The sequence below is a fragment of the Leucobacter tardus genome (genome assembly GCF_017583045.1).
Lineage (GTDB): Bacteria > Actinomycetota > Actinomycetes > Actinomycetales > Microbacteriaceae > Leucobacter > Leucobacter tardus.
In genome coordinates, this window is the sequence record NZ_JAGFBF010000001.1 from 366,272 (window position 1) to 380,119 (window position 13,848).

Sequence of the window (13,848 nt, forward strand, 5' to 3'; positions counted from 1 at the left end):
ACCATCTTCGCACACTTGTGATTCCGACACTCGGGGTCGCTCCTCCGGAGAGCGTGATCGAATGCCTGAAAAATGAATGGGAGGTGTTAACGGTGTTAACAGCTGTGGATTCTGTGGATAACCTACGACACGCGATGCGTGGACTGGGAACTACAGGACTGTCAGTTGTGGGAGTGGGGTGGAGAGATTCGATCCGCAGAAAAACGCCAAAGTTGTCATTCGAAGCGCGACTCACAGCGAGATCATTTTCATCCACATTCGCGGCGGCGTTTCCCCCAGCACTCCACAAGTTCTGGAGAAACTGTGGATAAGTCGGGTTAACGGCTTCCCTGCTTGATGCGCGTCGTGAGCTCAGTGACCTGGTTGTAGATGGAACGGCGCTCGGCGATGAGCTGGCTGATCTTCTTGTGCGCGTACATGACCGTCGTGTGGTCCCGGCCGCCGAACAACTGACCGATCTTCGGAAGCGACAGCGGGGTGAGTTCGCGACAGAGGTACATCGCAATCTGCCGAGCCGTCGCCATCTGCTGCGCACGCGACGGACCGTAGAGGTCGTCGACGGAGAGATCGAAGTACTCCGCGGTCTTGCCGATGATGTCGGAGGGCTGCACCTCGTTGTCCTCATCGAGGGAGATGAGATCCTTCAACACCGTCTGCACCAGCGGCATATCGATGCGCTGCTGATTCAGGCTCGCGAAGGCCGTCACCCGAATCAGCGTTCCTTCCAGTTCACGGATGTTCGATGTGAACTTCGCAGCGATGAATTCGAGAATGCTGTCGTCGATCTCGAGGTTCTCGCGCTGCGCCTTCTTGCGGAGGATGGCGATACGGGTTTCCAGATCGGGAACCTGGATATCGGTGAGGAGGCCCCATTCGAAGCGGGAGAGCATGCGCTCTTCGAAGCCTTTGAGCTGTTTCGGCTGCACATCGCTGGTGATCACGACCTGCTTGTTGTGGTCGTGCAGGGTGTTGAAGGTGTGGAAGAACGCCTCCTGCGTCTCCGCCTTCCCCTCAAGGAACTGGATGTCATCGACGAGCAGCAGGTCCACGCTGCGATAGCGGCTGTGGAACGCGGCACCCTGGTTGTTCGCGATCGAGTTGATGAAGTCGTTCGTGAAGTCCTCCGAGCTCACGTACCGCACGCGGACTTCGGGGAAGAGCTCTCGAGCGTAGTGACCGATCGCGTGGAGGAGGTGGGTCTTGCCCAGCCCTGAATCGCCGTAGATGAACAGCGGGTTGTAAGCGCGGGCCGGGGCTTCGGCGACGGCGACGGCAGCGGCATGCGCGAACCGGTTGGACTGGCCGATCACGAAACTGTCGAAGCGGTACTTCTCGTTGAGGCGGCTATCGACCTGATCGTGGGAGCTGGGCCGTGCAAACGACTCGTGCATGGAGCGCACCGAGTCGATGACGGTGTCCCGGTGGGTGGCGTCCGCCTGCACCGCGGCGGCATGAGACGGAGCGGCGTGCGCGGGTGCCTGCCGTTCAGGCCTGACGTCGCCGGGATCCGGATCGATCGCCGGTTGCGCGTCAGGATCCACGAGCACGATGAAATTCTCGATCTCCTGCGCTTCAGGGACGCCGGACATGGCGTGCATGATCGACTGCCGGAGTCGGTTCTCGAGGAGCTTCAGCGTGAAGTCGTGCTGCACTGCCAAGTAGAGCGTGCCGCCGCCCACTCCGCGCGGCACTGCGAGCGCGAGCTGCGCGCCGACCGCCGGCCCGACCTCGGGATCGGCCATGACCGCGTGCGTCACGGTCGCCCAAATTCTCTGAACGTCGTCCTCTGTCACGTGCCCATCCGGTCCGAATTGATCCCGTCTCGCGGGAAGGTTATCCCCAACTGCTATCCACAGGATATCGTGCTCAGAACTCCCGCGAGCGTTGGGATGCCCGGTTGCGGACACCAACTCATGCCCACGCTACTCAGACTTCTCTCCACAGACAAACCCGAACTCCGCGTCGATGTCGGGCGATACCGTCTGAGCACTGGCTGGGGCGTCCATGGCGTGGCGACGACCATCCGATGCGTGTCCGGGCAGCTCTCCCCTGGGGCGAATCTTTTGACGGACAGGCTATTTGCGCTTACAGTAGATATCTTGTAGAGGCGAGCCGTGTTCCGGCCTGCCCGCATCCGACTTCCTCTGTGCCACGAGCGCCGGGGATCCATTCCACAAGTCACGGAGTTCACTATGAGCAAGCGTACGTTCCAGCCCAACAACCGCCGCCGCGCGAAGGTCCACGGCTTCCGCGCGCGCATGCGCACCCGTGCGGGTCGCGCCATCGTCTCGGCTCGGCGAGGCAAGGGCCGCGCCAAGCTCACCGCGTAATTCCGATTCCTCCTGGTGAATCATGCCCGCACGGCAGCATCGCATCACTCGGGGGGACGACTATCGGCGTGTCTCACGCGCCGGCCGCCGCGTGGGTGGTGCGACCTGCACCACCCACGCGGTTTTGCATGTCGGTGAAGATTCAGCGCGCTTCGGATTCATCATCTCGCGAGCCGTCGGCAATGCGGTCACGCGAAACCTGGTGAGGCGGCGCATGAAGACCGTCGTCGAGCGTCGGCTGCATGAGGGATTCCGCGGCGGCGATGTCGTGTTCCGCGCGCACCCCGCGGCAGCAGAGGCGTCATTCAGTCGACTCGAAGCCGACATGAACCGCGCGCTCGACCGCGTGGAGCGCTGGCGGTGCGAGGCCGCGGACGGCGAGCGGGAGCGCAGATGATGCGCCAGCTGCTGTCCGTCATCTGGTTGTCGCCCCGGAACGTCTCCATCGCCGTCATGCGCGCGTATCGCTTCGCGATCTCCCCGCTGTACGGGCAGGTGTGCAGGTATCATCCATCATGTTCTCGGTACGCTCTAGAGGCGTACCAGCAGCACGGATTCGTCCGGGCTTCGGCGTTGACACTGTGGCGGCTGCTGCGGTGCAATCCGTGGAGTCGGGGCGGCATTGACGACGTACCGGCGCCGCAGCGGCGCCGTACGACCACGAACTCCCGCGGATTCGTCCGCGCAATCGACCGAAAGGCCTGATCCCGGTGGACTTCATCGAAACACTCCTCTGGCCGCTCCGCTGGCTCGTCGAGCTCGTACTGTGGGTATGGCACTGGCTGTTCACCTCGGTGGGCATGGATACCGATAGCGGCGTGACCTGGGTGCTCGCCATCATCGGTCTCGTCGTGGTCGTGCGCTCCGCGCTGATCCCGGTGACGGTGCGACAGATCAAGTCGCAACGGCGCATGATGGAAATCGCGCCGGAGATGAAGAAGATCCAGGCGAAGTACAAGGGCAAGAGCGACCAGTTCTCCCGCGAGGCCATGAGTCGCGAGACCATGGCCATGTACAAGAAGCACGGCACGAACCCGTTCGCCTCGTGTCTGCCGATCCTGATCCAGATGCCGATCTTCTTCTCGCTGTTCTACGTGCTTCGAGGCGCGTCCGAGGGCCGCGCCGGCATCGGTTTCATGGATGCGATGCTGACCGAGAGCTTCAACAATGCCTCGATCTTCGGAGCCCCCCTCGCGTTGAACTTCAGCGGGGCGCTGGAGCAGGGCGAGTGGACCGTGGTGATCCTGCTCGGCGTCATCGTCGTGCTCATGATCGCATCGCAGTTCTTCACGCAGCTGCAGATCATGTCGAAGAATGTGTCGGACGAGACCAAGAACTCGCCGATGTACCGTCAGCAGAAGATTCTGCTGTACATCATCCCGTTCGCGTTCCTCTTCTCCGGGTACATGTTCCCGCTCGCGCTGAACATCTACTGGTTCACCTCGAACCTGTGGACGATGGCGCAGCAGTTCATCGTCATCCGCAACATGCCCACCCCGGGCAGCGACGCATGGCGCGCGCGCCAGGAGCGCCTGCGCGCGAAGGGCAAGCTCGACGAGGAGCAGGAAGCGGAGATGGACCGTATCAACGGCAAGAAGACCGCAGAGGGCCAGAGGCAGCAGCCGGTGAGTGCGAAGCGCTCCAAGAAGAAGAAGAAGTGAGGCGGCGTCGATGACCGACAACGCAGTGAATCAGCAGCACCGCGACGAGCCGACCATCGAGGAGCTCGAGACCGAGGGTGACCGCGCCGCGGACTACATCGAGGGACTTCTCGACATTGCCGACCTCGACGGGGACATCGACATCAATGTCGCTTCGGGTCGTGTGTACCTCGCGGTCAACGGCGGAGGCCAGGATCTCGATCGACTCGCGAACCCGGACACGGTGCAGGCCATGCAGGATCTCACGCGTCTCGCTGCCCAGGCCAAGACGGAACGCTTCTCACGCCTGATCCTCGATATCGCCGGTTCGCGCGAGGCGCGCGCCGGTGAACTCAAGGGCCTGGTCGATGCCGCAGTGGCGCAGATCGCAGCGGGACGCGCCGAGGTCGCGCTCGAGCCCATGTCGTCGTACGAGCGCAAGCTCGTGCACGATGAGGTGGCGGATCGCGGATACCGTTCGGAGTCGCGCGGCGAGGGCCGTGACCGGCGCCTCGTCATCACTGCCGCCTGAGGGGTTTCACGTGAAACAGGAGGGCACCGGTGCGCCCGTGATCGAGGCTGAGCCGGCCGTCGCCAGCGAGTTGGCCGGCGATCGCATCAGCGTGCTGAGGCGCTTCGCCGATGATCTCGGCACGCGTGGCGAGCTTCTCGGGTTGATCGGTCCGCAGGAAGCGGAGCGACTCTGGTCGCGTCACGTGCTGAACTGCGCGGTGCTCGCCCCGCTCATCGCTCCGGGAGCGCGTGTTGCTGATATCGGGACCGGTGGCGGACTCCCCGGCCTGGTGCTGGCGATCCTGCGATCCGATGCGCACTTCCGCCTGATCGAGCCCATGGAGCGACGGTGCGCGTGGCTCAGCGAGCAGATCGAGACCCTGGGCCTGGAAAATGCCGAGGTGCTCCGCGGTCGAGCCGAGGAATACCACGGCGCGTGGGAGGTGGACATCGTCACCGCCCGAGCGGTAACGGCTCTGCGCAAACTGGTGCCGCTCACCGCTCCCCTGCTGCGCAACGGCGGGGAGATGCTGTTCTTGAAAGGGGTCTCGGTGCAGTCCGAGATCGATGCGGCGGCGAAGGCGCTGCGCGCGCACCGCGTCACCGAGGTCGAGGTGCGCGAGCTCGGCGCCGGTCAATTGGACGAGACCACCCGAGCGTTCCGCGCTGTCGTGCAGCGACCTGCGTGACCCGCGGGTCGGGTCGGATAGGTTCCTGTCGGGGGCAGGCCGTACAGTAGTACCGGCTGCATCTTCAGAGATGCGGCACATGACCCTCGATCTCGCGACAGGAGTGCAGAAGCGCATGAGCGGAGCCGGCAAATCGCTGGTCGGCGATCACCTCGCCGACAAGGTGCGTCGTCGCCGTCGCCTCGAGGAGATCACATCGAGCCTGCCCGAGCAGACCCGCGTGATCACGGTCTCGAACCAGAAGGGCGGCGTCGGCAAGACGACGACGACGGTCAACCTGGCCTCTGCCCTGGCGCGGCGCGGCGCGAACGTGCTCGTCATCGATCTGGATCCGCAGGGCAACGCCTCGACCGCGCTGGGCGTGATGCATCGACCCGAAGTGACGAGCGTGTACGAAGTGCTCCTGGGTGACAGCGGGATCGAAGATGCGATTCAGCCGACCACCGATCACGAGCGTCTCTTCTGCGTGCCATCGACGATCAACCTGGCCGGCGCCGAGATCGAGCTCGTCTCGCTCGTCGCGCGCGAGCAGCGTCTCCGCACGGCGCTGGAGCAGTACCTGCGCGAGGCGGAGCATCACTTCCACTACGTCTTCATCGACTGCCCGCCGTCGCTCGGACTGCTGACCGTGAACGCGTTCGTCGCGGCGCGGGAGGTGCTGATCCCGATCCAGTGCGAGTACTACGCGCTGGAGGGTCTCAGCCAGTTGCTCGGCAACATTCGACTCATTCAGAAGCATCTGAACCCCGAGCTCGTCGTCTCGACCATTCTGCTCACGATGTACGACTCGCGGACCAATCTGGCGAACGAAGTCGCGGAAGAGGTGCGATCCCACTTCCCCTCCGAGGTCATGGAAGCCGTCATTCCCCGTTCTGTGCGCATCTCGGAAGCGCCGAGCTACGGACAGACCGTCCACGCGTACGACCGCGCATCGATCGGCGCACTGGCGTACCTCGAAGCGGCGGCAGAACTCGCCGAACGTTCGAAACCCCTCATCCACGAAGGAGCATAACGGTGGCGACTAAGAAGCGCGGTGGCCTCGGGCGCGGTATCGGGGCACTCATCCCCCAGGGTTCGCAGACCGAGGATCGGCCCGTCGACGTGTTCTTCCCGCAGCGCGAGCAGGGGGGTGCCGCCGACGAGGCCCCCGTCGCGACGACGGGCGCCGCCGCGCAGGTGGTGGGCGACGTCGTCACCGGCCCTGCTGCCGACCCGGCCGACGGGGGGTCGGAGGACCTGCAGGAGGTTCCGGGCGCGACGCTCAGCCGACTGCGGGTCGATGACATCGTTCCCAACCGCGTTCAGCCGCGCACCGAATTCGATGAGCAGGCCCTCGAGGAGCTCACCCACAGCGTTCGCGAGTTCGGCGTCTTCCAGCCGATCGTCGTGCGCCCGATCGAGCCGGTGCCGACGGACGGCAGCGCGCGGTACGAACTCATCATGGGCGAGCGTCGTCTGCGCGCGTCGAAGCGTGCAGAGCTCGAGACGATTCCGGCGATCATCCGCAGCACCGCGGACGAGAACATGCTGCGCGACGCGCTGCTCGAGAACCTGCACCGCGCGGAACTGAACCCGCTCGAAGAGGCATCGGCCTACCAGCAGCTGCTCGCCGACTTCGGGATCACGCAGGAGCAGCTCGCCGAGCGCATCGGTCGCTCCCGGCCGCAGATCTCGAACACGATCCGACTGCTGCGCCTGCCCGAAGCCGTACAGGCGCGCGTCGCCGCCGGGGTGCTCACCGCCGGACACGCGCGTGCGATCCTGTCGCTCGACGGCGATGCCGACGGCATGCAGCATCTCGCGGACAAGATCGTCAACCAGGGACTCTCGGTCCGTGCGGCCGAAGCCGCGGCCGGCGAGACGCCGAAGCGCAAGGCCCCGAAGGCGCGCGCCGGCGGCGTTCAGGCGCAGCTCGCCGACATCGCCGAGCGGCTCGGCGACCGGTTCGACACGCGCGTTGCCGTGAAGCTCGGTGCGAAGAAGGGCCAGGTCATCATCGACTTCGCCACCATCGGCGATCTGAAGCGCATTCTCGGCGAGCTCGGGGACCCCGGATTCAACTGAGCCGTACGCCCCCCCGGCATGAGTGAGGCCCCGAACGCGATTGCGCTCGGGGCCTCACTCATGCCGGACAACGGCTCGCGACTCAAATGATGCCGCTGAGACGCTCCTCGATCGCGGGCTTCGGCATCGCACCGATGATCTCCGTGACCTCTTCGCCGTTCTTGAAGACCTTCATCGCGGGAATGGAGGTGATGCGGTACTGGGCTGCGAGGTTCGGCTGCTCATCGACGTTGACCTTGACGATGCGAATGCTGCCTTCGTGCTCGGACGCGATCTGGTCCAGCACGGGCGCGACGGCGCGGCACGGGCCGCACCACTCGGCCCAGAAGTCGACGAGCACGGGCACGTCGCTCTGCAGGACCTCCGAGGTGAAGGTGGATTCGGTGACGGTAGTGGCTGCGGACATGCTGCCTCCTTACGGTTGAACGGGTGGGGTCGGTGGGTCAGACGGCGGCCGGTGCGGTGACCTCGGTGTCGGCCGACACGGTGGTCGGACGAGCCGCGAGGTAGTGCTCGGCGTCGAGAGCCGCGGTCGTGCCCGACGCGGCGGCCGTGATCGCCTGGCGGTAAGTCGGGTCGACCACGTCACCGGCGGCGAACACACCGGGCAGTGACGTGCGCGAACTGCGGCCCTCGACGGCGATCGTGCCCTCGCTCGTGAGCTCGAGCTGGCCGTGCACGAGGTGGACGCGCGGATCGTTGCCGATGGCCACGAACAGCCCCTCGAGCGCGAGGTCGCGCTCGGTGCCGTCCGCGGTGCTGCGCAGCGTGATCCCGGTGACCTCGGATTCGCCGTGAATCGCGGCGACCTCGGAGTCCCAGATGAACTCGATCTTCTCGTTGTCGAAGGCGCGCTGCTGCATGATCTTCGATGCCCGCAGCGAGTCGCGACGGTGGATCACGTAGACCTTCGAGGCGAAGCGGGTGAGGAACGTCGCTTCTTCCATCGCGGAATCGCCTCCGCCGACCACGGCGATCGTCTTCTCCTTGAAGAAGAACCCGTCGCACGTCGCGCACCAGGAGAGGCCGTGACCGGAGAACCGGTCCTCCTCGGGGAGTCCGAGCTTGCGGTACGCCGAGCCCGTGGCGAAGATCACGGTGCTCGCCTCGTGCACCGTGCCGTCGCTCGCGGTCACGCGCTTGATGTCGCCCTGGAGCTCGACGGACGCCACATCGTCGTAGACGACCTGCGTGCCGAACCGCTCGGCCTGCTGCTGCATCTGCATCATGAGCTCTGGCCCCTGGATCCCCTCGGGGAACCCGGGGAAGTTCTCGACCTCGGTCGTATTCATGAGCTCGCCACCGGGCTCGACCTGGCTCGCGAACAGCACGGGCGAGAGCTCGGCGCGCGCGGCGTAGATGGCTGCCGTGAATCCGGCTGGCCCAGAACCGATGATGATGATCTGCTGCATGAGACTCCCTGAGGGGTAGGCGTGTCGAGCGGCTCCGCCCGATGAGGTGTAACCCATCTTAGGTGCGCGATATTCCCTCGCCCTGAGCGGCATCCTCCGTGCCGGTACGGCCGCGACCGTGACGACGGACGCTTCTCCAGATTCCGAATCCGAGGAGCAGCGCGGCGAGTGAGCCGACGGTGATGAGGGCTATCCGCTCGACCGCCGCGCGGATGCTGAGCGGCTGCCCTCCCGAGTAGAAGACCTCTGACCCGGCGCGATCCGAGAGCTCGATCATGAGTGCCGATTCACCGGACGAGACGCGGGCGCGAACCGGGACGAGCACGGTCTGGTTGCCCTCAGCGGGCACGAGCGTCGCTTCGATCTCTCGTTCGGGCGCGGAGACCGCGGCCGATGCGGGTGTCACGGCACCCGTGACCTCGGCATCGAACGGAAGCGAGTTGTGGATCTGCAGCGGCACGCGCGAGGAGGCGCCGAGCAGCTGGGTGTGCTCGGAACTGATGACATGGACTCCCCTGAGCAGCTCCCGATCGCGCGCTTGGAAGCGTTCGGCAACCGCATCGAAGTCGCTGTTCACCGTCGCGTATCGCGTGGCGAAGAGCGGGAGCAGCCGGGCGCGCTGGTAGCCCGGAAGATATTCGGGGTGGACGAGGAGGTCGGACAAGCGGGTGATCTCGGGTTCGCGCCCGAGTGCTGCCTGCAGCAACTCGGCTCGAGGTTCCAGTGTCGTGCCATCGCGCAGTTCGCTGGAGCCCGACGGCTGATCCTCGACTGCAGCGGAGTTGACCCAGCTGATCCCCGTGAGCGTCTCGATCGCCGAGGTCGCGTCTTCGGCGTCGCCGATCGCGCCGCGATCGAGCCCGATCACGATGCTCGGAGCGTCGTCGCTGGTGCTGAAGGCGAGCACGGACGCGGCCGTCGCGAGTCCGGCCGCCCGGTCCGCCGGCGACTCGTCTCGAATGCTGCGCGCGAGCGCCTCATCGGCGCGCGCATCGGTGATGACGGCATCCATTCCCGAGAGCCGACTGCGCGGCCCGTCGGTCTGCTCGACGTTCGCCGAGTTCACGATCACCCGCTCGAGACCCGAGGAGGAGACGAGATCGAGCGTGCGCCGATCGACCTCGCCTGGAGCGGGCCAGGCGGTGGCGACGGTGTCGTCCCATGCCAGCAGTTCCTCCTGCGACGGGGCGTTCGGCGGCACGTCTGCTGCGGCATCCGAGCCGTCGGCGTCTCCCGCGGAGTCCGCACCGGACGCTCCCGCGGCGTCGGCGGTGTCGGAGTTCTCGTCGGTCTGCGCGCCGTCGTCGACGTCCGCTCCCGCGGCGTCGGCGCTCGTGTCTTCCGGGTCCTCGGCATCGGTCGTCGCGGCGTCCGCAGCCGCGTCGGCTTCCACGTCCGCGGCGTCCTCGGCGAAGGTCCCGTGGCGTGTCACGTAGGAGAGGTCGCCCGGCTGCAACAGTTCGTCGAGTCCGAGAGCCGCCTGCGCCGCCGGATCCGCGTCGCCGAACTGGAGTGAGAAGGAGTCGAGCGACGTCGTCTCCAGTCGCTGCAACAACTCGGAGGCCACGGCGGGCGCCCCGTCTCCGTAGGCGCGGATGCCGGCGACCAGTCGGGGGTCGATCGCGAGGGTGCCGTGGTGCGCTTCGGCCACGTCGAGCAGTCCGGAGAGGCGCGCGGCCGCGTTCGACAACTGCGCTCGGGTGGGCATCGCGCCGGTCTCGCTCGTGAGCACCAGCGGCACGATGAAACTGACGGTCGCCTGCGCGCTACTGCCCGGGCCCCGCCAGACGACCGACGACAGCGCGGGCTCGGGCGGTTCGACGATATCCGCGCTGTCATCGGCATCGTCCGCCGCAGGTGTGATCGAGGCCTGCACCCGGTACACGCCGGCGTCTGAGTCGATGTCGAGCGGGAAGTCGTCGCGGGGAACCGTGACGGTCACGCTCTGCTCCCCCTCCGCGTCGGTCGCCCCGATCTCGGTGGAGGCGACGCTCTGCGCGAGTTCAGGGAACGCGCCGTCGAGGTCCTCGGGTACCGTGGCCCGCTCGTCGTCGAGCGCGAGGTCGAGTTGCCCGGCAGGCAGCGGCTCGTCACCGGGGTTGCGGATCAGCACCGTGAACTCGAAGTCGGCGGCCGCAGCGGCGAAGACCGGCTCTGCAGGCGCCACGACCAGTTCGGGTTCCGGAGCCAGGTCGGGATCCGACTGCTCCGACTCGATCGGCTGTTCCGCGTCGTCGACGGTCTCGGCTGCCGCGGGGAACGCACTCCACCCCGAAGCGACGAGCAAGACCGCGAGGGCTCCTGCCGCCGACGCTCGCACCCGATCGCGCACCGTGGTTCCACGGAGGAGCAGGGAGCGGGGCATACGATTCAGTGTAGGAGGCGGTGCGGCCAGTAGGCTGGAAGGATGCGACCTCTCGCCGAATCGATGCGCGCCCTCAGCGATATCGCGGCCTCCGAACCCGTGCGCACGTTGGCGAACGCCTTCGATGCCGCGGGTCACGAGTTCGCCCTGGTCGGCGGCCCGGTGCGCGATGCGCTGATCGGACGCCGCGTCACCGATCTCGACTTCACCACCTCGGCGCGTCCCGAGGAGACGGAGCAGGTCCTCGCTGCGGTGAGCGCGAAGATCTGGCACGTCGGGCAAGCGTTCGGCACCATCGCCGCGCGCGTGGCCGGACAGACCGTCGAGGTGACGACCTACCGCGCCGAGACCTACCGAGACGACTCACGGAAACCGGAGGTGACGTTCGGCGACACGATCGAGGACGACCTCGTGCGCCGTGACTTCTCCATCAACGCCATGGCTCTGCTGTTGCCCGAGATGAAGCTCGTCGACGTGTCGGGCGGGGTCGAGGATCTGCTCGCCGGCACGATTCGCACGCCCGGGGCGCCGGAGACCTCGTTCTCGGACGATCCGCTGCGCATTCTGCGGGCGGCACGGTTCGCGAGCCAGCTCGGTTTCACGGTGGCCGAGGAGACGCGCGATGCGATGCGCGACCTCGCCGAGCGGATCGACATCGTCTCCGCGGAGCGGATCAGGGACGAGCTGGTGAAACTCCTCGGAGCCGATGATCCGATCGCCGGCATCCGGCTGCTCGTCGACGCGGGGGTCGCCCGCCGCTTCCTGCCCGAGCTCACCGAGCTGGTGTCGGCTCAGGACGAACTCGGTCGGCACAAGGACGTCTACGAGCACAGCCTGACGGTGCTCAGCCAGGCGATCGAGCTCGAACGGCATCGGCACGGCGCCGATGCGGGCCCCGATATCGTGCTGCGCCTGGCGGCGCTGCTCCACGACATCGGCAAGCCGGCGACGCGGCGGTTCGAGCGCGGGGGCGTCACGTTCCACCATCACGATGTGGTGGGCGCCAAACTCGCGCGCAAGCGTTTGCGCGACCTGCGTTTCGACAATGCCACGATCAAGTCGGTGTCGCGCCTCATCGAACTGCATCTGCGGTTCTTCGGTTACAGCGATCAGCAGTGGACCGATGCCGCGGTGCGCCGGTACGTACGCGATGCGGGAGCGGTGCTCGAGCAGCTCCACATCCTCACCCGTGCCGACGTGACGACTCGGAATCGTCGCAAGGCCGAGCGGCTCGAGCACGCGTACGACGATATCGAGCGGCGCATCGCCGAGCTCGCTGAGGCAGAGGAGCTCGCATCGGTGCGCCCCGATCTCGACGGCGAACGGATCATGGAGATTCTGGAGATTCCGCCCGGCCCGCTGGTGGGTCGAGCGTACAAGTACCTCCTCGAGGTGCGACTCGATGAGGGGCCCCTGGGCGAGCCGGAGGCGACCCGACGACTGCTGGACTGGTTCGCGAAGGAGAAGTGAGAGCGATGATCGAGGATCCGAAGCACTGGTTCGAGGGCGTCCCGCGCGTGCTCTTCGTGCACGCCCACCCCGACGACGAGACGATCATCACGGGGGGCACGCTCGCGGCGCTCGCCGAGTCGGGGCAAGAGCCGCTGCTGGTGACGCTCTCGCGCGGCGAGCAGGGCGAGGCCGTTCCCGGGACGGTCGCGGATGTCGACCCGCAGGGCCTGGCCGCGCACCGCATGACCGAGCTCGCCGGTGCACTGGCCGCGCTGGGCATCGATCGGCACGTCTTCCTGGGTGCGGGTCCGGCACGGGCGGAGGGCTTGCCGCCGCGCATCTACGAGGACTCGGGGATGATGTGGGGTGCGGACGGTCGCGCGACAGCGGCTGCCGAGGCGGACGATGAGGCGTTGACTGCGGCTCCCGTGATGGAGGTGCTCAACGATCTCGTCGCGGCGGCTCACGATGCCGGTGCCGGCGCGATCGTGAGTTACGACAACGGTGGTGGGTACGGACATCCGGATCACGTGCTCGCGCATCGCGCCGCGCGTGCGGTGGCGCACGCCCTCGAGCTCCCCTTCTGGGAGGCCGTGTCGAGCGCGGACGCGCGGGCCGAGAGCGCTGTCGAGGCCTACGACATCTCGCCGTGGCTCGACCGCAAGGTCGCGGCGCTGCGGGCGCACGCGTCGCAGGTCACGGTGGACGGCGACGAGCTCGTGCACGTCGGCGGCCAGCGTCAGGCCATCGACGCGGTCGAGCGCTTCCGCCGGGTGATCGCCTGACCTCGACGTGATTGCGTCCTGAGCGCGCGACGCTTACGGTGGATTCCAGAACACAGAAATGTTCTTCCACTTGTTGAAAAGGGCGTCACCGCGTAGTGACCCCGGAAAGGTCTCGAAGATGAGTCAGGTCGCTCCAGAACTGCAAGCGGGAGACACTCCCCCGGCGTTCGCACTCGTCGACGCCGCGGGACGGTCGGTCTCCTCTGCCGACTTCGTCGGTCGCCGCACCATCGTCTACTTCTACCCTGCGGCGTTCACGCCAGGGTGCACGACCGAGGCCTGCGACTTCCGGGATCATCTCGGGTCGCTCGCGAGCGGCGGCTATGAGGTGATCGGGATCTCCGGTGATGATCAGCAGACACTCTGCCGGTTCGCCGCCGAGGACGCCCTCGACTTCACGCTGCTGAGCGACCCGGATCACGCCGTCGCGCAGGCCTGGGGCGCTTGGGGCGAGAAGATCGTCGGCGGTGAGACGCGCGTCGGTCCGCTGCGTGCGACGTTCGTGCTCGATGACGACGGTCGCGTCCGGTCGGCCGAGTACCGGGTGGATGCCGAGGGACACGTGCGGCGGTTGCGCGAGCAGCTCGGGGTCTGAGGC

Annotated in this window: 15 protein-coding genes; 11 read left to right on the forward strand and 4 right to left on the reverse strand. The window is 66.6% G+C overall.

All coding sequences use genetic code 11. The features are described from left to right. Nucleotides 1-317 precede the first annotated feature (317 nt). Nucleotides 318-1,742, reverse strand: coding sequence for a chromosomal replication initiator protein DnaA (gene dnaA / locus J4H85_RS01760; RefSeq protein WP_243893368.1), 1,425 nt, complete (start codon nt 1,740-1,742; stop codon nt 318-320). Nucleotides 1,743-2,192: 450 nt separating this feature from the next. Between dnaA and rpmH the strand changes: the two genes are divergently transcribed. From rpmH to J4H85_RS01800, 8 genes are all read left to right on the forward strand, one after another. Then, entirely contained in the window at nt 2,193-2,330 is a 138-nt protein-coding gene (gene rpmH / locus J4H85_RS01765; protein ID WP_208236312.1) for a 50S ribosomal protein L34, read from the forward strand. Nucleotides 2,331-2,352: 22 nt separating this feature from the next. Continuing rightward, entirely contained in the window at nt 2,353-2,727 is a 375-nt protein-coding gene (gene rnpA / locus J4H85_RS01770) for a ribonuclease P protein component (RefSeq protein ID WP_208236314.1), read from the forward strand. Beyond that, nucleotides 2,727-3,035, forward strand: a complete 309-nt coding sequence (yidD, locus tag J4H85_RS01775; protein ID WP_279592009.1) for a membrane protein insertion efficiency factor YidD — start codon at nt 2,727-2,729, stop codon at nt 3,033-3,035. The genes rnpA and yidD overlap by 1 nt, the downstream gene beginning before the upstream one ends. Nucleotides 3,036-3,040: 5 nt before the next feature. Continuing rightward, nucleotides 3,041-3,991 carry a membrane protein insertase YidC gene (yidC, locus tag J4H85_RS01780; protein ID WP_208236318.1) on the forward strand — a complete coding sequence of 317 codons (951 nt, stop codon included), beginning with the start codon at nt 3,041-3,043 and terminating at the stop codon, nt 3,989-3,991. Nucleotides 3,992-4,001: 10 nt separating this feature from the next. After that, complete coding sequence (locus tag J4H85_RS01785) at nt 4,002-4,502, forward strand: Jag family protein (protein ID WP_208236319.1); 501 nt, start codon at nt 4,002-4,004, stop codon at nt 4,500-4,502. A gap of 10 nt (nt 4,503-4,512) precedes the next feature. Then, entirely contained in the window at nt 4,513-5,172 is a 660-nt protein-coding gene (gene rsmG / locus J4H85_RS01790) for a 16S rRNA (guanine(527)-N(7))-methyltransferase RsmG (protein ID WP_307863317.1), read from the forward strand. 115 nt (nt 5,173-5,287) lie between these two features. Further along, nucleotides 5,288-6,184 carry a ParA family protein gene (locus J4H85_RS01795; RefSeq protein WP_208237274.1) on the forward strand — a complete coding sequence of 299 codons (897 nt, stop codon included), beginning with the start codon at nt 5,288-5,290 and terminating at the stop codon, nt 6,182-6,184. Between the two features lie 2 nt (nt 6,185-6,186). Next, the gene (locus J4H85_RS01800) at nt 6,187-7,236 is read left to right on the forward strand and encodes a ParB/RepB/Spo0J family partition protein (RefSeq protein ID WP_208236323.1); all 1,050 of its coding nucleotides are present in this window, start codon (nt 6,187-6,189) and stop codon (nt 7,234-7,236) included. Nucleotides 7,237-7,318: 82 nt separating this feature from the next. Here the strand turns inward: J4H85_RS01800 and trxA are convergent, their stop codons facing one another. Genes trxA through J4H85_RS01815 form a run of 3 tightly spaced genes read right to left on the reverse strand, consistent with a single transcriptional unit; the run spans nt 7,319 to nt 11,013 of the window. After that, nucleotides 7,319-7,642 (reverse strand): thioredoxin, encoded by a 324-nt coding sequence (gene trxA / locus J4H85_RS01805; protein WP_208236325.1) that lies wholly within the window; start codon nt 7,640-7,642, stop codon nt 7,319-7,321. Nucleotides 7,643-7,679: 37 nt separating this feature from the next. After that, the gene (trxB, locus tag J4H85_RS01810) at nt 7,680-8,648 is read right to left on the reverse strand and encodes a thioredoxin-disulfide reductase (protein WP_208236327.1); all 969 of its coding nucleotides are present in this window, start codon (nt 8,646-8,648) and stop codon (nt 7,680-7,682) included. Between the two features lie 58 nt (nt 8,649-8,706). Further along, nucleotides 8,707-11,013 carry a DUF6049 family protein gene (locus J4H85_RS01815; RefSeq protein ID WP_208236329.1) on the reverse strand — a complete coding sequence of 769 codons (2,307 nt, stop codon included), beginning with the start codon at nt 11,011-11,013 and terminating at the stop codon, nt 8,707-8,709. 42 nt (nt 11,014-11,055) lie between these two features. On the opposite strand from J4H85_RS01815, the gene J4H85_RS01820 reads away from it, so the two are divergent. The 3 genes from J4H85_RS01820 to J4H85_RS01830 all read left to right on the forward strand — a co-directional run bounded on the left by J4H85_RS01820 (nt 11,056) and on the right by J4H85_RS01830 (nt 13,845). Next, nucleotides 11,056-12,483, forward strand: a complete 1,428-nt coding sequence (locus tag J4H85_RS01820) for a CCA tRNA nucleotidyltransferase (protein ID WP_208236331.1) — start codon at nt 11,056-11,058, stop codon at nt 12,481-12,483. Between the two features lie 5 nt (nt 12,484-12,488). After that, nucleotides 12,489-13,250: a PIG-L family deacetylase gene (locus J4H85_RS01825; protein ID WP_208236333.1), complete on the forward strand. Its 762-nt coding sequence runs from the start codon at nt 12,489-12,491 to the stop codon at nt 13,248-13,250. A 118-nt stretch (nt 13,251-13,368) separates the two neighbouring features. Further along, nucleotides 13,369-13,845: a peroxiredoxin gene (locus J4H85_RS01830; protein ID WP_208236335.1), complete on the forward strand. Its 477-nt coding sequence runs from the start codon at nt 13,369-13,371 to the stop codon at nt 13,843-13,845. Nucleotides 13,846-13,848 lie beyond the last annotated feature (3 nt).